This is a genomic window from Streptomyces sp. col6 (assembly GCF_008042035.1).
Lineage (GTDB): Bacteria > Actinomycetota > Actinomycetes > Streptomycetales > Streptomycetaceae > Streptomyces.
The window spans coordinates 412,648-430,695 of the sequence record NZ_RDBL01000029.1 but is presented as its reverse complement, the minus strand read 5'-3'; the positions used below and the strand labels follow the sequence as shown (position 1 = coordinate 430,695).

The following is an 18,048-nucleotide window of genomic DNA, read 5'->3' as shown; positions in this document are numbered from 1 at the left end:
GGCCCTCAGCCCTTGCTGACCGCCGTCAGGATCTCCGGCAGCCGGGCGGCCATGCGCGGGGCCGCCAGCCGCAGCCCGCCCCAGCCGATCAGGGCCCCGTACACGGCCCCGACCGGCAGCAGCAGCCAGAGCCGGTCCGTGCGGCCGGTGACGTGCAGGGTGACCGTCAGGGCGATCACGGGGGCGCTCAGCACGGCCGCCGAGACCATGCCGCCGAGGATGGAGATCCAGGCGAGACCGGCCTGCCCCGGCGCCACGTTCTTGAACGCGCCCTCCTGCGGAATCGAGTACGGGAAGGCCACCGACGCCACCGCGCCCGTCGCCAGCATCGCGCCCAGCAGCGCGAACGACAGGCCGATCACCCCGGGCAGCGCTTCCCAGTCCCCGAGCAGCGCCGCCGTCACCACGGCGACGAGCACCGTGTACGGAAGGGTGATCAGCAGAATCGCCAGCGCCCGCGCGCGCAGTTCGAGGTACGCGTCCCGCGCCGAGGAGATCGTCTGGGCCACCATCCAGAACGCGGAGGTGTCCTGGCCGAACTGGTTGTACATCTGGATGCCGAGCATCCCGGAGGCGAAGCAGGCGAAGTACACCGTGCCCTGGCCCTGGAGGGCGTTGATCAGCGGGACGATCAGCCCGACCGCCAGCGCGGTCACCCAGGCGGCCTTGGTCTTGGGGTCGCGTGCCACGTACCGCAGGGCCCGCTGCATCACCGTGCCGGTGCGGTCCTCGGGGAGCAGGGCCCACAGGCCGCCGCCGGTCCGGCCGGACTTCTCGCGCCGGCCCGGTTCGGCGGCGGCGGTCGTCGAACCGTCCGGCGCGGTCATCAGCTTCGTCAGGCTGCGCTGCCACAGCCACAGGAGGGCGACCAGTGCGGCAGCCGCGAGCAGCAGCTGTACGACGGCCCGCCCGTACGCCCCCTCGGCGGCGGAGCCCACGGAGCCGACGGCCGAGGCGGGCGGGAGCCAGCGGACCACGTCCGCCGCCGGGTCGAGGGGGGCGAGCCCGCCGGACCGGCCGAGGCGCTGGGCGCCGAAGTTGACGACCTGGATGCCCACCGCGATCACGAGGCCGCTCAGGACCGCCAGGTCGCGGCCCTTGCGGGAGGTGAGCAGCCGGGTGTTGGCGGCGGCGACGGCGCGGGCCAGGGCCACGCAGACCAGCAGGGTCAGCGGCACGGCGAGCACGGCGAAGACCACCGAGCCCGCGCCGTCGACCAGGGCGGTCACCGAGCCGGCCGCCAGGCACAGCGTGAACAGCGGGCCCAGGCCGATCAGCGAGGACACCAGCAGCGCGACGATCAGCGGCCGGGGCCGCAGCGGCAGCATCACGAGCCGGGTCGGGTCCAGGGTCTCGTCCCCGGCGGAGAAGAACAGCGGCATCACCGCCCAGCCGAGGGCCAGGACGCCGGTGAGGAGCACGACCAGCGAGTCCGCGTGCGCGTGGCTGCGCAGCAGCACGAGCCCCAGCAGCAGACCGGCGGCGACCAGCAGGGCGCCGGCGACCGAGATCAGGTAGACGGCCCGGCGCCCGGCGGACTGCCGCAGCCCGTTGCGCAGGAGGGCCACCTTGAGGCGGGCGAAGACGGGGATCAGGGCGCCGGCACGTCCGGCGGCGCCCGTCCGGGGCCCGGTTCCGGCCGGGGCGTCGAGCACGCTCATCGGTCGCCGCCCAGCCAGTCCAGGGCCTCGCCCGTATCGCGGTCGCCCGCGCCGACCAGCTCCAGGAAGGCGTTCTGCAGGGAGGAGGCGTCGCCGCGTACGTCGGCCAGCGGGCCCTGGGCGCGGATGGTGCCGGCGGCCATGACGGCCACCCAGTCGCACAGCGACTCGACCAGCTCCATGACATGGCTGGAGAAGACGACGGTCGCGCCGGACCGCGTGTAGCGCTCCAGGACCTTGCGGATGGTCTGCGCGGAGACGGGGTCGACGCCCTCGAACGGCTCGTCCAGGAAGAGGACTTCGGGGTTGTGCAGCAGGGCGGCGGCGAGCCCGATCTTCTTCCGCATGCCGGTCGAGTAGTCGATGACCAGCTTGTGCTGGGAGCCCGCCAGGTCCAGCACGTCGAGCAGCTGGGTCGCGCGGCTGTCCACCTCCTGGCCCGGCAGCCCGCGCAACCTGCCCGTATAGGCGAGGAGTTCGCGGCCGGACAGGCGCTCGAAGAGGCGCAGGCCCTCGGGCAGGACGCCGATCCGGGACTTCACCTCGACCGGGTCGCGCCAGACGTCGCGCCCGCCGACCTCGATCCTTCCCTGGTCCGGGCGGAGCAGGCCGGTGACCATGGAGAGCGTGGTGGTCTTCCCCGCGCCGTTGGGGCCGACCAGCCCGATGAACTTGCCGGCCGGCAGCTCCAGGTCGATGCCGGCGACCGCGGTCTGCTCGCCGAACCGTTTCCACAGCCCCTCGACGCGTACCGCGGGCGCCGCCGCCCGCGGTACGCCGGGTCCGGTCGTGCGGTCCGTTCCGTCGCTCTCTGCCCGGTCCGGCATGTGTGCGCCTTTCGCAGTCCCCGTACGTACGTGGGGGCAACCCTACGAAAGGCTGTCGCGGGCGTCTGCCCTCGCGCGGCCACAGGCGTACGCGAGCGGGCCGATCAGCTCCTCCACCTCGGGCAGCCAGCGGTTGGCGGTGGTGGGGCAGCGGGCCCACTGCACCGCGCCCACGCCGCCGACCCGGGTGGGCGGCGCGATGACATAGGCGCCCTCGCCCACACCGCGCAGGCCGATCGACGCGGCGTTCCACCCGGCCCGGCGCACCAGGTCCTCCGTCTTGGCGGCGGCGCCGGGCAGTACGAAGAACTGCATCCGGCGGTCGGGGGTGCGGGTGACGGGGCCGAGCGGCAGGCTCATCCGCTCCATCCGGGCGAGTGCCAGGAAGCCCGCCGACTCCGGTACGTCGACGGCGTCGAAGGTCCGCCCGGTCGGCAACAGGACCGCCGCGCCCGGCTGTTGGGTCCACAGCCGGCGGGCCGCCGCACCGCTGCCGGTGGCCCCGTCCGCCCAGTCGACGCCGGTGGGGTGGGCGCCGGGCGCTCCGCACCGTTCCTCGCCGCACGAGCACCGCCGGCCGGTGCCGGACGGCTCCAGCCAGGTGCCGGGGCAGACGTCCCAGCGTCGCTCCTCCGTGTACCGCACGGCGGCGTCGAGCAGTTGCTCCGCGCGCTGCCGGGGGACCTGTGCGGCTTCCATGACTCCGATGGGCTCTTCCACGACCGGCTCAACTACGGGCTTCACGAAGAGTTACGGCCGCCGTCCCGGTGGTTCCGCATACGGGGCGCACGGGTGCACGGGCGGGGGCGCGCGGGAGAGGCACGGGCCCCTGGTGGGTAACTGGTTACGGGACATCCGGGCGGTGCGGTCCGCGCGGCATTCTAGGGACACTGCCGTGACGAATGAGGTGAGTCGCGCAGAAAGTGACCAACACGATGAATCGGCGCATTTCTCAGACATATGTCGGGCAGTGATCCGGTCCACCGATCACTGCGGCCTCAGGGGGACACACATGGCAGCCAGGCCTCTCGTCGCACGCCAGCCCAACGAACGGCTCCAGGCACTCATCCAGGAAGCCGGATGCTCCAACGCGGGCCTGGCCCGCCGCGTCAACATGGTGGGGGCCGAGCGCGGCCTCGACCTCCGCTACGACAAGACCTCCGTGGCCCGCTGGCTGCGCGGCCAGCAGCCGCGCGGCCGGGCGCCGGGCACCATCGCCGAGGCGCTGGGCCGCAAGCTGGGCCGTACGGTCACGATCGACGAGATCGGGATGGCCAACGGCAAGAACCTCGCGTCCGGCGTGGGCCTGCAGTTCGCCCCGACGGTCGTCGGGGCGATCGAGCAGGTCTGCGAGCTGTGGCGCAGCGACGTCGGCCGCCGCGACTTCCTGTCCGGCTCGACGGTTGCCTCGTCCGCGCTGGTGGAGCCCAGCCGGGACTGGCTGATCACCGGGGCGGACCCGCAGGTGGCCCGTGCGGCCGGGTCCCGGGTCGGGATGTCGGACGTGGAGGCGGTGCGCGCGACGACGGCCGCGCTGGTCGACCTCGACCACCGCTTCGGCAGCGGCCATGTGCGCCCGGTGCTCGTGCACTACCTCAACAGCGTGGTGTCCGGGCTGCTTTCGGGGGCCTACCGCGAATCGACGGGCCGTCAGCTATTCGCGGCGGTCGCCCGGCTCACCGAACTCGCCGGGTACATGGCGGTCGACACGGGTCAGCCCGGCCTCGCCCAGCGCTACTACATCCAGGCCCTGCGCCTCGCCCAGGCGGCGGGCGACCGCGCGTACGGCGGCTATGTGCTGGCCGCCTCAATGAGCCATCTCGCGGCCCAGCTCGGCAATCCGCGCGAGATCGCGCAGCTGGCACGGGCGGCGCAGGAGGGGGCGCGCGGCCGGGTCACGCCGCGCGCGGAGGCGATGTTCTACGCGGCGGAGGCGCGCGGCCACGCGCTGCTCGGCGACGCGCGTGCCTGCCTGGAGGTGGTGGGGCGGGCCGAATCGGCCCTGGAGCAGGCCGAGCCGGACACCGGGGACGACCCGGACTGGATCGCCCACTTCGACCACGCCTACCTCGCGGACGAACTGGCGCACTGCCACCGCGACCTCGGGCAGGCGGAGGCCGCCGCGCGCCGGGCGAAGGAGTCCCTGGACGGCCATCCGGAGTCCCGGGCCCGCCGCCGCGGCATCGGGCTCGCGCTGCTGGCCACGGCCCAGGTGCAGATGCGGGAGGTGGAGCAGGCGTGCCACACGGGGACGCGGGCGATGGAGCTGCTGGGCACGGTGCGCTCCAGCCGGGGCGCGGAGTATCTGGAGGATCTGCAGCAGCGTCTGCTGCCGTACGGGGACGAGCCCGCGGTACGGGAGTTCGGCGCGCGCCTGGAGCTCCAGGCGGCCTGAAAGGCCGGGCGGTGCGCGGGCCGGCCCCTTAACTGCGTCTCAAGGGGACGTGGTGTTACACCCTGTGTCACGGGTAGGCGGGGGACAACGGGCGCTTGGCGAACGGCGGCTGCCACCCGATAGCGTGAGCCGACGATTCCATAGTTGACACGTAGGAGTCCCGGTGACACAGAGCGGACAGGGCGACGAGCAGCAGCCCCCTGCTGTACGGCCCGCACACGAGGGTGTCGTGCTGCCCTCGGACGGCGGCGAGCCCTGGACGCCGGGGGGTGCCGCGGACCGGGCGGCCCCGGTCGGCGGGCAGTCCTGGGGACAGCCCTGGGGCCCGCAGGACGGCGGTGGCCAGGGCGGGTACGGCTACCCCCAGCAGCAGCCGTATCAGGACAGCCCGCAGCAGCCGTACCAGGACGGCCGGCAGCAGCAGGGGCAGTACGGGCAGCAGTACGGCGGGCAGGACCCGTACGGACAGGGGCAGCAGCCGCCCGCGTACGGCCAGGACCAGGGCCGGCCGCTCCCGGCCGCGCAGCCGCCCGCCCACCAGCCGCAGCCGTACGCGCAGCCGCTGCCGCCCGAGGCCGGCGCGGCCCCCGGCGGTGACGCCGACGCCACGCAGTACATCGCGCCGATCCCGGCGGGCCCGGCGCCCGGCGGGCTGCCGCCTGAGAACCCCGCGGAGTCCACCCAGTTCCTGGGCCACGCCCCGCAGCAGGGCTTCCCCCAGCCCGGACCGCAGCCCGGCCCGCAGCCCGGCCCGCAGGCCCCGCAGGGCGGCGGGGACGCCGAGGCGACGCAGTACATCCCCCCGGTGCCCGGCGGAGCCCCGTACGGCATCCGGCCCGGGACGCCCGGCGAGCGGCAGCCGCCCGCCGAGTTCGACAACCTCTTCCGCAGCGACGAGCCCGAGGGCGCCACGCAGCAGATGCCCCGGTTCGACCCGGCGCGGCAGCCTCCGCGCCAGGGCGGCCGGCAGCAGCCGCCGCCGTACCAGGCGGGACCGCCGCCGCAGCAGGGCTTCCAGCAGCCGCCTCCGTACAGCGGCCCCCAGGACGGCGCCGGGCACGACGACGGGGACGGCGGCGGGCGGCGCAAGCGGTCCGGTGCCGTGCCGCTGATCGCGGCGGTCGTCGTCGGATGCGCGGTCATCGGGCTCGGCGCGGGCGCGCTGATGAGCGGCGGCGACGATGACGACAAGGACGGCAAGCAGCCGGTGGCGTCCGCGAGTTCACCGGCCGCCGGTGGCCCGTCGAAGGGGAAGGGAGAGGCCCCGGCCGACCCGGCAAAGCCGCAGGCCGAGGAGCTGGACAAGCTTCTCGCGGACAGCAACAACAGCCGTGCGGCGGTGATCGGCGCGGTCGAGAAGACCAAGAACTGCACGGCCCTGGACCAGGCCGTCACCGACCTCAAGGGCGCCGCGAAGCAGCGCCGCGAGCTGGTCACCCGGCTCCAGGGCCTGACCCTCGACCGGCTGCCGGACAACCAGCAGCTGATCACCGCGCTCACCACGGCCTGGCAGGCGTCCGCGTCCGCCGACGACCACTACGCGGCCTGGGCGCAGCAGGCCAAGAGCAAGAAGGTCTGCAAGCACGGCCACGCCCGGACGACGTCGCACACCCAGCAGGCAACCGTGAAGAGCGGCGAGGCCAGCAAGGCGAAGCGGCAGGCGTCCACCCTGTGGAACAAGATCGCGGAGAAGTACGGCCTGACGAAGCGCGAGGCGACCGCGCTCTGAGGACGACTGCCCGCGCGCCGGTGCGGCGCGCGGGCGTCCGCCGCCCGGTCAGCGGGTGGCGCTGGCGTCGACGAGGGTTCGGGCGACGTCCACGAAGCCCTTCCGCTCGGCGACCAGCCGCCCGTCCCGCACCACCTGGAACGTCACCTTGCTGTTGACGATGCGGGGGTACGCCTCCGAGCCGAGCATGTCGTCGTAGCGCCAGCGCAGCGTGGGGGTGAGGCCGCCGGTGTCCACGCGGACGCCCCGGCCGAGTGCCCTGGTGACCTTCCCGGCGGTGATCCGGGACTCGTGCATCGCCTCGACGAGCGACCTCAGCGCGGTGTACGCGATCCAGGTCGTCTGCACGCCCGTGTCGTCCGGGTCGATCCGGTCGTCGCGGAAGGCGTGCTCGCGGATCACCTTCCGCATCTCGTTCCACCGGGCGTCGCCCGGGGCCGGGTACCAGCCGGTGACGTACGCCCCCTCGAAGGGGCTGTTCCGGCCGCCGGTGCGGTCGATCAGCGGCTGGCCGACGCTGCCGAGCACGGAGGCCACGCGCACCCGGGTCCCCTCCGGTTCCAGCCGCCGGAACGAGTCGAAGAACGTCTCCGTGCGGTCGCCGAGCACGGAGGTCACACACCCGCCGTCCGTGCCCGCCCCGGACAGCGCGCGTTCCGCTTCCGCGTTGTACGAGGTGGCCTCCTCGGACGCCGGTATGTCGAGCGGCGCCGGCCGGCCGGCGCCCGTGAGCCCGGTGCGCAGGAGCCACGCCTGGCTGTCGCCGGCCAGCGTGTCCGGGCGGACCAGCGAGATCCGGTCGCAGCCGTGCGCGAGCTGACCGGCGGTGCCCGCGAGGAGCGCGGACTGCCCGCCGGTCAGCGGGTAGGACGTATAGCTGCGGTACTCCTCCTCGGAGGCGCCGTAGCCGCCGATGTACGGGATTCCGGCGGCCTCCAGCGGGGCCATGAACGCCCGCCCGTGCCGGCTGTAGGAGCCGAGGACCGCGACCGCCTTCTCCTTGACGGCCCGGCGGGCGCAGTTCCCCGCGCCGGTGGGGGTGTCCTGTTCGTCACAGGTGACGACGCGCAGCTCGTGCCCGTCGATCCCGCCGGCGGCGTTGATCCAGCGCCCGTACGCCTGCGCCATCGCGGTCATCCCCGCCATGTTCGCCGCTTCCGGGGCGGAGTCCCCGCTCGGCGCCCAGGTGACGACGGTGACGGGCTCCCTGGAGTCCCCCGATCCCCCAGGGAGCGCGCCGCAGCCGGTCAGCAGCATGGCCCCCGCCGCCACCGCACCGGTGATCGTCCTGAAGGAGCGGGAGGAAGGGGGGCGTCGCCGTCCGGTCATGGACCCAGACCCTTCCCGGCCCCGGGTAACGCCGTGCTGTGCGTCCCTCAACGCTCGGTGACGTCCCGGTGAACGCCGGGGGCCGGGGGCCGGTGAAGGGCATCGAAAAGGGAACGTACGATCGACAACCGTGCAGCAAGGTTCCGAGAACTCTTCCCGTCGCGGCCGTCGCTCCTCCACCATGGGCGGCATGCCGCTCAACGACCTTCCGTGGTGGCGCTGGCGCAGCAACGTGCGCTCGGCGCTGCACATGCTCTCCGACCCCGTCTTCCACCACGAGTGCTGGCTGGCCGGCCGGGAGGGGTACGGCGACGTCACCGACGCCGTGTACCGCCTGGTCGAGGACACCTGGCTCGACAACTGGTCCGCCGAGAAGTACGTCGGCACGATCTTCCGGGACGCCGGCGAGGCCGCGCTCGTGGACGCCGCCGTGCTGCGGGTGCTGCGCATCATGCACCAGGTCGGCGCGGACGCCCCCGTCTCCGCCTACCTGGAGCACCACGGCTGGCCGGAGGCCGTCTCGGCGGCCCGCGAGGCCCATGTGCTGCTGTCCACCAATGACGGCGAGGACCCCGACGCCCCGCCCCGTTCGCTGGACGTGCTCCGCATTATGACCAGGGCCGCCTGAGAAGCCGCCCGTGTGGCACGCTACGGGGATGACCGCGCCGCAGCCTGCCGAGACCGCCCCCGATCAGTACGTTCTGACCCTGTCCTGCCCGGACAAACAGGGCATCGTGCACGCCGTGTCGAGCTATCTGTTCATGACCGGCTGCAACATCGAGGACAGCCAGCAGTTCGGCGACCACGACACGGGTCTGTTCTTCATGCGCGTCCACTTCTCGGCGGGCACCCCGGTGACCGTCGACAAGCTGCGGGCCAGCTTCGCCGCGATCGGCGACTCCTTCGCCATGGACTGGCAGATCCACCGGTCGTCGGAGCGGATGCGGATCGTGCTGATGGTCAGCAGGTTCGGCCACTGCCTCAACGACCTGCTCTTCCGGTCCCGGATCGGCGCGCTGCCCGTCGAGATCGCCGCCGTCGTCTCCAACCACCCGGACTTCGCCGAGCTGGTCGCCTCGTACGACGTGCCCTTCCGCCACATCCCCGTCACCCGCGACAACAAGGCGCAGGCCGAGGCGGAGCTGCTGGAGCTGGTCCGCGAGGAGAACGTGGAGCTGGTCGTCCTGGCCCGCTACATGCAGGTCCTTTCGGACGACCTGTGCAAGCAGCTCAGCGGCCGGATCATCAACATCCACCACTCGTTCCTGCCGAGCTTCAAGGGCGCCAAGCCCTACCACCAGGCGCACGCGCGCGGTGTGAAGCTCATCGGCGCCACCGCCCACTACGTGACGGCCGACCTCGACGAGGGCCCGATCATCGAGCAGGAGGTCGAGCGCGTAGGCCACGGCGTGACCCCGGACCAGCTGGTCGCCATCGGCCGCGACGTGGAGTGCCAGGCGCTCGCCCGCGCGGTGAAGTGGCACGCGGAACGCCGCATCCTGCTCAACGGCCGCCGCACGGTGGTCTTCGACTGAGCGGCGCCCCTACAGACGGCTGAGCGAGGCGGCCGCGCGGAGCACGTCGCGGATCGCCTCGGGGTCCCCGCTCTGCCCGGCCGCCGCCTCCACGGGCGGCACGTGCCCCGCCACCAGCCGGCAGAACTCCACGCCGTCCAGCGCGACCTGCGCCACCGTGTGCGCGGCCGAGCCGAGGGCGGCGGGGGAGTCCAGCGCCACGTACCAGTCGCCGCCGCCCGAGCCCTCGATCTCCAGGTGCAGCGAGCGCCCCGGCGAACCGGCCGTCACCAGCTGCCGGGCCGGGCCCGCGAGCCCCGACCGGCGCCGCACCGCCAGCGCGGCGGGCAGCATCCGGACCGCGAGGTCGATCATCCGGTGCAGATGCCCGGCGGACGGCGGCTCGTACGGGTAGTCCACCGCCTTCGCGATGTCCCCGGCGTGCACCCAGCACTCGAAGGCCCGGTCCAGCAGGGCGTCCTGCAACGGCAGCGCGAAGTCCCCGTACGACACGGACAGCTCCGAGACCCCGCGCCCGGCGAACGACACCGTCCGGATCAGTGTGTGGCTCTGCTCGCGCCACGGTTCGCGGACGGCGCGGGTCGGCGGGAGCCGGTGGGCGGACCAGTACGACTCGGTGCGCGCGGTGGGGGAGAGCGGGGCGCCGGCGAGCGGGTCGTCGAGCCCGAGGGCCGCGCCGAGCAGGCTGTCCACGGCCGTCAGATGCCCGATCACCCCGGCGACGGTGGTCCGGCGGCCCACCGCGCGCTCGCCCTCGAACCACTCCAGCCGCACCGGGGCATGCCACTCGGCGTCCCCGATGTCCCGCAGCAGCGCGTCGAGCCGCGCCGTCTCGGCGTCGTACGGGGCGGCCCAGTCGGGCACCGGGATCTTCGCGGGCCGGCGGTTCAGGCAGTTCTCCAGCACCCGGGCCCGCAGCAGCGGGTCGAGATCCAGGCTCCGGTCGGTGTGCAGCAGCCCGACCGCGTCCCGCAGCCGCAGCGCCTCGTCCGCACAGGGCGCGCACTCGGTGAGGTGCGCCTCGACGGCCGCGGTCTCCTCGGCGGAGCACGCGGCGAGCGCCCAGGCCCCGAGGAGGGCCTGAAGTACCCGGTGCGGCAGGACGAGGGCGGGCGGCCCGGCTTCCGTTTCGGCTTCCGCCTCCGGTTCCGGCGCGGGGTGGGGGAGGCGTTCCGCTTCCGGTTCCGGCGCGGCCTGCCCCGACGGTTCCGTTTCAGGCTGCGGCCGGGGCGTGGGCTCCGGCGGCGGTACGCGGCTCAGGTCGCCGAAGTCGTCGGCGGCGGGCCGGGGGCCCGGTATGCGCCGGGCGCCCCGCACCTCTTCGTCGCGGCCGTCCTCGTCCCGGCCGTCCGTGGAGCCGCTCACAGCGACCTCCCGTATCCGGGCGGCGGGGCGCCCTCCAGCGGCCGGGTCCGGGCGGTGGAGAGCAGCTGCAGCCCGAGCCGCAGCCGGCGCCGGGCCTCGTCCTCGGTGACCCCGAGGTCCGCCGCGGTCTGCCGGTAGTCGCGCCGCTGGACGTAGGCCAGCTCCAGGGCGGCCCGCAGCGGGGCGGGCATGGAGGCGGCGATGTAGTCCGCGCGGGCCGCGGCGGTGGCACGGCGCACCCGCTCCTCCAGCTCGTCCGGATCATCGGGGTCGTCGGGATCGTCGTCGTCCGGGCCGCCGCGCAGCCGCCGTACGGACTCGCGGTGGGTGAGATGAGTCACCCAGGCCCGCATGGAGCCCTGCTTGGGGTCGTAGGCGTCCGGGTTCTCCCAGACGTGCGCGAAGACCTCGCGGGTGACCAGGTCGGCGGCGTCCTCGTCGTCCAGCATCCGGTGGGCCTGGCTGTGGACGAGGGCGGCGAACCGGTCGTACATCTCGCCGAGGGCGGCCGCCTCGCCCCGCGACAGCCGCTGCTGCATCTTGCGGTCCCAGCGGGGTGGTGCGTTTCTGGCCATGTGCCCCAACCCTCCGCCGTCGGACCTGCGCCGTAGCCGTCCCCCTCGTCCTGTCCGAATGTAGTCGGCCGCCCCGCCGGAGCACGCCCCTTTGCGACAAGTACGTCCCATGAACACGCCGACCTTGCGAGACGGGTGTTTCGTGAGGGGCGTACGGGGGCAGCCGCCCAAGGAGGAACCCAAACTTCCGGATTGCCGGGCTCCGGAATCCCCGGAACGAGAGGCCCAGTCGCGTGACCCTGAAAGTCTCCGAGACCGAGCGGGGCGGATGGACCGTGCTGCACATAGGCGGCGAACTGGACCTGCTGACCTCGGCCACCGTCCGCCAGTCCGTGCACGACGTGGTCGCCGTGGGCCGCCACGACGTGGTCCTCGACCTGTCGGGAGTCCTGTTCTGCGACTCCAGCGGGGTCGGCGTGCTCATCGCCCTGCGCCGCCTGATGCGGTCCTGCGGGGGCCGTCTGCGCCTGATCCTGCCCGCCCGGGGCGCCGAGGAGGGCTCCCACGTCAACCGCGTGCTCGCCGCCCTCGGCGTGCGCCGCTTGTTCGAGGTCTACCCGGACTGGGACGCGGCGGTCGACGAGGATGCCGAGCCCCTGACGGCCTGAAACCGTCGTCGCGGTCCGGTTGATGCGCGGCTGTCACAGGGCTGGTCCCGGTAAGTGACACGTGACGCCTGAAGGCGTCGTACGCTCCCCGCATGGACAGCGCAGAGTATGAGCGCAAGATCGCCTTCCGCTTCGCCGCCTTCGACCAGGACGGCAACGGATACATCGATCGCGCGGATTTCAACGCCGCCGCGGCCCGTCTGCTCACCGAGTTCGGTACGACGGCCCGCTGCGACAAGGGGCAGGCGCTCTACAACGGCGCCGAGGCGTTCTGGCAGGGCATGGCGGGCATCGCCGACGTGGACGGGGACCAGCGCGTCACCCGTGAGGAGTTCGTCGGCGGGGCGGTGAAGCGGCTCCGCGACAACCCGGAGCGGTTCGCGGAGATCGCCCGCCCGTTCCTGCGTGCGGCGCTCGCGGTGGCCGCGGGCCCGTCCGGCGACGGCAGGGCGCCGGTGCCGGCCGTGGAGCGCGCGCTGAAGGTGCTCGGCGCCAGCCCGGACGCGGCGGCGTTCGCCGCGCAGAGCCTGGACACGGACCGGGACGGCGGGGTCGTCGAGGAGGACGCGGTGGCCGCGCTCGCGGCGTACGTGACGGTGATCGAACCGGACTAGGAACCGGGCTCGTGCTCCGGGGGCGGGCACTCCGCCCCTGGGCGTGACGCAGCGCGACGACCGGTCACCGATACCGGCTTGTGTCCTTTGCGTGATTCGTCACGGGGTGGAGTCGGCGCCCGCCTCGGGTACCCTCCGTGGGATGCGAGTGGTTCTGGAACCTGGCGGTCCGGGTGCGGCCTGTGCGGCGCCCCGGGTCCGCGCGAGGTGCGCTGCTCGCGGTCGGCACAGCGGGGCCGGGCCTGCCGGGAAGTCGTTTCCCGGGCGCGGACGGCGTCACTGTTCGACTCTCCGCAATGTGCGTCGCACAGTATGCACTACGCGTACTCCTTCGCGCTGGAATATGCCCGAAGCGCTTGTTGCGGTGACTGTACGTCAACCATGCTGTCGCGTAAGGGAATCACGTTCCGTGACCCTCAGGAGGCGCGAGGCGATGTGTCCGCCGGTTCGGATGGTGTGAGCGGTGCAGGTGCTTCAGGTTCAGTTGGAGGTCGGGCCCGACCCCGCGGAGGTCGGACGGGCCCGCAGATGGGCGCGCTCACGGCTCGCCGGGTCCGGTGTGCGGGACGACGAGCCGCTGGCCGAGACCCTCATCCTGCTCATCTCGGAGCTCGTCACCAACGCGGTCGTGCACACCGGCTGTCCGGCCGTGCTGCGCATGCTGTTCGGCTCGTCGGGCTCCCCGGGCGGCGCCGGGACCGTCCGGGTCGAGGTGGCCGACGCCAGTTGCCGCCCGCCGCAGCAGCGGCACGCGCGCGGTGAGGACACCGGCGGCCGGGGCCTGGAGCTGGTCGACGGCCTCGCCGACCGCTGGGGCTGGCAGCCGGAGGGCGCGGGCAAGCGCATCTGGTGCGAGGTCGACCGGAGCGTCCCGCTGATCCAGGTCCAGCTGCAGCAGCCCGGCGTCCACGGCGCCGAGCCGGCAGTCCCCTAGGGCCTGTCGTCAAACTCCCCTCTGCCGCGCGACGCCTGGCACGCACTCTCGCCGCACCGGCCGAGATCCCAAGTACGTCCAGTACGAGGGATCGCGCCCGGCACGCCGAGAGCACGCACCAGACGCCGCACGGCCGCCCTCCGGGCGACGAGGGGAGTTTGACGACAGGCCCTAGGCCCGGTTCCCGGCCGTCGTGCGGAACGTGCGCCGGTAGACCGTCGGCGAGACGCCCAGCGCCGCCTGGAGGTGCTGGCGCAGGGACGTGGAGGTGCCGAAGCCGGCGTCCCGCGCCACCTGGTCGATGGACAGGTCCGTGGACTCCAGGAGCCGGCGCGCCAGCTCCACCCGCTGCTGGGTGAGCCACTGCACGGGGCTGACGCCCACCTCCTCGCGGAACCGCCGGGTGAACGTCCGTACGCTCATCGACTCCTGCTGGGCCATGTCCCGCAGCAGGATCGGCCGCTCCAGGCGGCCCAGCGCCCAGGACCGGGCGGTGGTCGTCGAGGCGAACTGGGCGTCGGGGACCGGCCGCTGGATGTACTGCGCCTGCCCGCCGTCGCGGTGCGGCGGCACGACGGTGCGCCGGGCGACGTCGTTGGCTATGGCGGTCCCGTGGTCGCGGCGGACCATGTGCAGGCAGAGGTCGATCCCGGCGGCGACCCCGGCGGAGGTCAGGACGTCGCCGTCGTCGATGAACAGGACGTCCGGGTCGACCCGGACGGCCGGGAACAGCCGCTGGAAGTGGTCGGCGGAGGCCCAGTGCGTGGTGGCGGGGCGCCCGTCGAGATAGCCGGCGGCGGCCAGGACGTAGCTGCCGGTGCAGATGGACACCATCCGGGTGCCCGGCCGGACGTACGCGAACGCGGCGGACAGTTCGTCGGTCAGCCGGCCCTCGCTGTGGACGGGGCCCAGTTCGTAACTGGCCGGGACGACGACGGTGTCCGCCGTGGCGAGCGCCTCGGGCCCGTGGCCGACGGTGATCGTGAAGTCGGCGTCGGTGTGGACCGGGCCCGGCGGGCGTACCGAACAGGTCACGACGTCGTACAGCCTCCGGTCCCGGTCCTGCGGCTCCAGGGGGCGTGCGAGTCCGAAGATCCTCTGGGGGATGCCCAGTTCGAAGGGGAGCAGCCCATCGAGGGCGAGAACGACGACCCGGTGCGGCACAGCGGACTCCCTTCGGTCCGTTCCGGTCGGTGAAATTGCCTAGCTGGTATAGACCATAAGCTGATACATGTCATCGGCGTGAAGGAAAAGTCAGCAGACCCCGTGCGCATTCCCGCCACGGACCCCGAGGCCGCTCACGGCGGTCCGTCCCCTCTCCCGCCCCTGCCGCCGCTCTTCGAGGAGACCGGCCGGCAGCTCTGGAACCGTAACTTCAGGCTGTTCTTCGTGGCCCGGACGGCCGCCGTCTTCGGCGACGGCATGATCCCGGTCGCGCTCACCGCCGGGCTGCTCGGAGCCGGCCGCCCCGCCTCGTCCGTCGGCTACGCGCTGGCCTGCTGGATGGGCCCGCTCGCCGTGTTCGTGCTCTCCGGCGGCGTGCTCGCGGACCGGTTCACCCCGCGCCGCATGATGATCATCGCCGATGCGCTGCGGCTGGTCGGCGCCTCCCTGCTCGCCGTCTCCTTCGCCACCGGCAACCCGCCGCTGTGGGCGGTGTACGCGCTGAGCTCGGTGGCCGGTGTCGGGGCGGCGCTGTTCCAGCCGGGCGTGGCGTCCACCGTGCCGCGCGTGGCCTCGGACGTCCAGCGCGCCAACGCCACGCTGCGCGTCTCCGAGGCGCTGATGACCATGGCGGGTCCGGCCTTCGCGGGCGTCCTCGTCGGCCTGGCGAGCGCCGGAGCGGTGTACGCGGCCAACGCCTCCACCTTCCTGGTCTCCGGGGCGTGCCTCTTCCTGCTCCGCCTGGCCCCCGCGCCCTCGGACGAGACGCCGCGCGGTTCGTTCGTGGCCGAACTCGTCGACGGCTGGCGGGAGTTCACCGCGCGCAGCTGGCTCTGGGGCGTGATCGCGGTCTGGACGGTGTACGGCTTCGCCGTGCTCGGCCCGATGCTCCCGCTCACCGCGGTCCGGGTCACCGAGGCGCACGGCTCGGGGACGTACGGAGCGATGATGGCGGTGAACGGCGCGGGCAGCGTCGTCGGTGGCCTGCTCGCCCTGCGGCTGCGCCCGCGCCGCCCGCTCGCGGCGGGTGCCGTGGCGCTGACCGGGGTGTGCGGGAACCTGGTCGTGCTGGGGCTCGGGCTGCCCGTGGCGGCCCTGGGCGCGGGGCAGTTGGTGGCGGGCGCGGCCTCCGCGTTCTGGCTGGTGATGTGGTCGACGACGGTCCAGACCCACATACCGCCCGAATCCCTGAACCGGCTGCACGCGTACGACGTGGCCGGTTCGCTGCTGATGGTGGCGGCGGGGCGCGCGCTGGCGGGGCCCGTCGCGGACGAACTGGGCACGGGCGAGGTGCTGATCGCCGGGGCGGTGATCAACCTCGCCGTGGTGGGCGTGCTGCTCGCGGCCCGCCCGGTCCGCCGCCTGGAGCGGATCGGCTGAGCCCCGGGCGCTACTTGTTGCGCGCCCGCTCCTCGGACTGCTGCATCTCGATGACCCGCAGGACGTGTGCGCTGGTCTGCCGGCGCACACTTCCGGCGACGAGCAGCCCCGTACCGGCCACCGAGAGCGGCGCCGAGATCCCCAGCAGGGTCAGCTGCTTGGGCATCGTGGTGTCCATCTCGCAGATGGACGAGGCGCGGAAGCAGTACAGCGTGTCCTCGGTGTCCCAGATCAGGAAGCCCAGCCAGGCCCACAGCGCGCAGGCGATGAGCAGCAGCAGGGCGCCCCACCCCTGCATCAGCGAGGACCCGTGGTTGAAGCGCTGACGTTCGGCCCACTGCATGAAGTCCCCCCGAGGACATGGACGGTGCGGCACGGATGCGGGCCGCCGGGCGTCGCAGATCGTACGCGCATACGAGCGGAAGCGGCATGGCCCGATCCTTGCGAACCGTGTCCCTCGGGCCACTCGTGGGGAACGGGCCCGCGACCGGATGCTGGGCGGGTGAATCCGACAACCGAGAGCGCCGTCCCCGTCGCCCCGCTGCCGACCGCTCCCGACGCGCCGCGCCGGTGGCGAGTCCACCGTGCCTGGATCGTCGCCGCCGTCACCTTCGTGACGATCATCGGCGGCGCCGCCTTCAACTCCCTGCCCGGTCTGCTCTTCGACCCGCTCCAGGACGACTTCGGCTGGTCGCGCGGCCAGATCGGCCTCGCCGTCTCCCTCGACATGGCGCTGTACGGGCTCACCGCGCCGTTCGCCGCGGCGCTGATGGACCGGTTCGGCATCCGCCGGGTGGTGGCCGTGGCGCTGACCATGGTCGCGGCCGGGGCGCTGGCCAGTGTCCGGATGACGGCGGCCTGGCAGCTGATGCTCTACTGGGGCCTGCTCGTCGGCCTCGGTACGGGCTCGATGGCGCTGGCGTTCTCCGCGACGGTCACCAACCGCTGGTTCGTCGCCCGGCGCGGTCTGGTCACCGGGATCCTCACCGCCGCCGGGGCCTCGGGCCAGCTGGTCTTCCTCCCTCTCTGCGCGTGGATCGTGGACCGGCACGGCTGGCGCCCGGCCTCGGTGACCGTGGCCTTGGCGGCCCTGGTCGTCGTCCCGTTCGTCTGGCTGCTGATGCGGGATCACCCGGCCGACGTGGGGCTCGCCCCGTACGGCGGCGATTACGTCGAGAAGCCGGCGCCCACGCGGGGTGCGGCGGGCCGGACCGTACGGGTGCTGTTCGACGCGGCCCGTACGGGACCGTTCTGGCTGCTGGCCGGGTCCTTCGCGATCTGCGGCGCCTCCACCAACGGCCTGATCCGGACGCACTTCGTGCCCTCGGCGCACGACCACCACATGCCGATCACCGCCGCCGCCTCGCTCCTCGCGGTCATCGGGATCTTCGACATCATCGGCACGGTCTTCTCCGGCTGGCTCACCGACCGCTTCGACGCCCGCCGGCTGCTGGCGGTGTACTACGCGCTGCGCGGGGTCTCGCTGCTGTTCCTGCCGCTCCTGATGCAGCCCACCGTCGAGCCGCCGATGGTCTTCTTCATCGTGTTCTACGGCCTGGACTGGGTCGCCACGGTCCCGCCGACGCTGGCCCTGTGCCGCGAGCAGTACGGGGAGGACAGCGCGATCGTCTTCGGCTGGGTGCTGGCCTCGCACCAGGTGGGCGCGGCGCTGGTCGCCTTCCTGGGCGGGGTGGCGCGGGACTACTTCGGTACGTACGACGTCGTCTGGTACGCGGCGGGGGCGTTGTGCGCGGTGGCGGCGCTGATGGTGCTGGTGATCCGGCGCGTACGGGAACCCGCTGGGGCGGCGCTCGTGGCGTAGCGCCAGAATGCACGCGGGAGGGGGTTCTCATGTCGAGGAACACCGCGGAGCGGGTGCGGGAACGGGCGGAGGCGCCGGACGGGCCGCCGCCCGTGTGGTCGGGGCGGGCG

The 18,048-nt window shown here is 73.4% G+C and carries 17 protein-coding genes; 9 read left to right on the top strand and 8 right to left on the bottom strand.

What is annotated here, in order from left to right; translation table 11 throughout:
- Positions 1-5: 5 nt before the first annotated feature.
- Genes EAO73_RS31205 through EAO73_RS31195 form a run of 3 tightly spaced genes read right to left on the bottom strand, consistent with a single transcriptional unit; the run spans position 6 to position 3,187 of the window.
- Positions 6-1,661 (bottom strand): transporter, encoded by a 1,656-nt coding sequence (locus tag EAO73_RS31205; RefSeq protein ID WP_147974866.1) that lies wholly within the window; start codon positions 1,659-1,661, stop codon positions 6-8.
- The gene (locus EAO73_RS31200) at positions 1,658-2,488 is read right to left on the bottom strand and encodes an ABC transporter ATP-binding protein (RefSeq protein ID WP_147974865.1); all 831 of its coding nucleotides are present in this window, start codon (positions 2,486-2,488) and stop codon (positions 1,658-1,660) included. The genes EAO73_RS31205 and EAO73_RS31200 overlap by 4 nt, the downstream gene beginning before the upstream one ends.
- Before the next feature lie 42 nt (positions 2,489-2,530).
- A complete protein-coding gene (locus EAO73_RS31195; RefSeq protein ID WP_147974864.1) occupies positions 2,531-3,187 on the bottom strand; it encodes a bifunctional DNA primase/polymerase in 657 nt (218 codons plus the stop codon).
- A 313-nt stretch (positions 3,188-3,500) separates the two neighbouring features.
- On the opposite strand from EAO73_RS31195, the gene EAO73_RS31190 reads away from it, so the two are divergent.
- Both EAO73_RS31190 and EAO73_RS31185 read left to right on the top strand, forming a co-directional pair.
- Entirely contained in the window at positions 3,501-4,883 is a 1,383-nt protein-coding gene (locus tag EAO73_RS31190; protein ID WP_147974863.1) for a transcriptional regulator, read from the top strand.
- 229 nt (positions 4,884-5,112) lie between these two features.
- Positions 5,113-6,612 carry a hypothetical protein gene (locus EAO73_RS31185; protein ID WP_147975403.1) on the top strand — a complete coding sequence of 500 codons (1,500 nt, stop codon included), beginning with the start codon at positions 5,113-5,115 and terminating at the stop codon, positions 6,610-6,612.
- A gap of 48 nt (positions 6,613-6,660) precedes the next feature.
- Here EAO73_RS31185 and EAO73_RS31180 read toward each other — a convergent pair whose 3' ends face one another.
- Positions 6,661-7,941: an ABC transporter substrate-binding protein gene (locus EAO73_RS31180; protein WP_147974862.1), complete on the bottom strand. Its 1,281-nt coding sequence runs from the start codon at positions 7,939-7,941 to the stop codon at positions 6,661-6,663.
- 181 nt (positions 7,942-8,122) lie between these two features.
- Between EAO73_RS31180 and EAO73_RS31175 the strand changes: the two genes are divergently transcribed.
- Together EAO73_RS31175 and purU are read left to right on the top strand one after the other, a co-directional pair.
- Positions 8,123-8,569 (top strand): SCO4402 family protein, encoded by a 447-nt coding sequence (locus tag EAO73_RS31175; RefSeq protein WP_147975402.1) that lies wholly within the window; start codon positions 8,123-8,125, stop codon positions 8,567-8,569.
- Positions 8,570-8,597: 28 nt separating this feature from the next.
- Positions 8,598-9,476, top strand: coding sequence for a formyltetrahydrofolate deformylase (gene purU, locus EAO73_RS31170; RefSeq protein WP_147974861.1), 879 nt, complete (start codon positions 8,598-8,600; stop codon positions 9,474-9,476).
- A 9-nt stretch (positions 9,477-9,485) separates the two neighbouring features.
- Here the strand turns inward: purU and EAO73_RS31165 are convergent, their stop codons facing one another.
- Both EAO73_RS31165 and EAO73_RS31160 read right to left on the bottom strand, forming a co-directional pair.
- Positions 9,486-10,841: a zf-HC2 domain-containing protein gene (locus EAO73_RS31165; RefSeq protein WP_147974860.1), complete on the bottom strand. Its 1,356-nt coding sequence runs from the start codon at positions 10,839-10,841 to the stop codon at positions 9,486-9,488.
- A complete protein-coding gene (locus EAO73_RS31160; RefSeq protein ID WP_147974859.1) occupies positions 10,838-11,416 on the bottom strand; it encodes an RNA polymerase sigma factor in 579 nt (192 codons plus the stop codon). Before EAO73_RS31160 ends, EAO73_RS31165 begins: the two co-directional genes overlap by 4 nt.
- A gap of 233 nt (positions 11,417-11,649) precedes the next feature.
- Between EAO73_RS31160 and EAO73_RS31155 the strand changes: the two genes are divergently transcribed.
- The 3 genes from EAO73_RS31155 (at position 11,650) to EAO73_RS31145 (ending at position 13,572) form a co-directional block, all read left to right on the top strand.
- The gene (locus tag EAO73_RS31155; protein WP_147974858.1) at positions 11,650-12,024 is read left to right on the top strand and encodes an STAS domain-containing protein; all 375 of its coding nucleotides are present in this window, start codon (positions 11,650-11,652) and stop codon (positions 12,022-12,024) included.
- 92 nt (positions 12,025-12,116) lie between these two features.
- Positions 12,117-12,638, top strand: coding sequence for an EF-hand domain-containing protein (locus EAO73_RS31150; protein ID WP_132902856.1), 522 nt, complete (start codon positions 12,117-12,119; stop codon positions 12,636-12,638).
- Positions 12,639-13,101: 463 nt separating this feature from the next.
- Positions 13,102-13,572, top strand: coding sequence for an ATP-binding protein (locus tag EAO73_RS31145; protein ID WP_147974857.1), 471 nt, complete (start codon positions 13,102-13,104; stop codon positions 13,570-13,572).
- 171 nt (positions 13,573-13,743) lie between these two features.
- Here the strand turns inward: EAO73_RS31145 and EAO73_RS31140 are convergent, their stop codons facing one another.
- The gene (locus EAO73_RS31140; protein WP_147974856.1) at positions 13,744-14,736 is read right to left on the bottom strand and encodes a GlxA family transcriptional regulator; all 993 of its coding nucleotides are present in this window, start codon (positions 14,734-14,736) and stop codon (positions 13,744-13,746) included.
- Positions 14,737-14,838: 102 nt separating this feature from the next.
- Here EAO73_RS31140 and EAO73_RS31135 point away from each other — a divergent pair, with 102 nt between their 5' ends.
- Entirely contained in the window at positions 14,839-16,116 is a 1,278-nt protein-coding gene (locus tag EAO73_RS31135; RefSeq protein ID WP_147974855.1) for an MFS transporter, read from the top strand.
- 10 nt (positions 16,117-16,126) lie between these two features.
- Here the strand turns inward: EAO73_RS31135 and EAO73_RS31130 are convergent, their stop codons facing one another.
- Positions 16,127-16,459 carry a hypothetical protein gene (locus EAO73_RS31130; protein ID WP_147974854.1) on the bottom strand — a complete coding sequence of 111 codons (333 nt, stop codon included), beginning with the start codon at positions 16,457-16,459 and terminating at the stop codon, positions 16,127-16,129.
- A 159-nt stretch (positions 16,460-16,618) separates the two neighbouring features.
- Here EAO73_RS31130 and EAO73_RS31125 point away from each other — a divergent pair, with 159 nt between their 5' ends.
- Positions 16,619-17,938, top strand: a complete 1,320-nt coding sequence (locus EAO73_RS31125; protein ID WP_147974853.1) for an MFS transporter — start codon at positions 16,619-16,621, stop codon at positions 17,936-17,938.
- Positions 17,939-18,048: the final 110 nt, after the last annotated feature.

Coding starts and splice junctions, on each gene's coding strand:
- EAO73_RS31205 (WP_147974866.1), bottom strand. CDS start 1,661: ATGAGCGTGCTCGACGCCCCGGCCGGAACCGGGCCCCGGACGGGCGCC.
- EAO73_RS31200 (WP_147974865.1), bottom strand. CDS start 2,488: ATGCCGGACCGGGCAGAGAGCGACGGAACGGACCGCACGACCGGACCC.
- EAO73_RS31195 (WP_147974864.1), bottom strand. CDS start 3,187: ATGGAAGCCGCACAGGTCCCCCGGCAGCGCGCGGAGCAACTGCTCGAC.
- EAO73_RS31190 (WP_147974863.1), top strand. CDS start 3,501: ATGGCAGCCAGGCCTCTCGTCGCACGCCAGCCCAACGAACGGCTCCAG.
- EAO73_RS31180 (WP_147974862.1), bottom strand. CDS start 7,941: ATGACCGGACGGCGACGCCCCCCTTCCTCCCGCTCCTTCAGGACGATC.
- EAO73_RS31175 (WP_147975402.1), top strand. CDS start 8,123: ATGGGCGGCATGCCGCTCAACGACCTTCCGTGGTGGCGCTGGCGCAGC.
- purU (WP_147974861.1), top strand. CDS start 8,598: ATGACCGCGCCGCAGCCTGCCGAGACCGCCCCCGATCAGTACGTTCTG.
- EAO73_RS31160 (WP_147974859.1), bottom strand. CDS start 11,416: ATGGCCAGAAACGCACCACCCCGCTGGGACCGCAAGATGCAGCAGCGG.
- EAO73_RS31150 (WP_132902856.1), top strand. CDS start 12,117: ATGGACAGCGCAGAGTATGAGCGCAAGATCGCCTTCCGCTTCGCCGCC.
- EAO73_RS31130 (WP_147974854.1), bottom strand. CDS start 16,459: ATGCAGTGGGCCGAACGTCAGCGCTTCAACCACGGGTCCTCGCTGATG.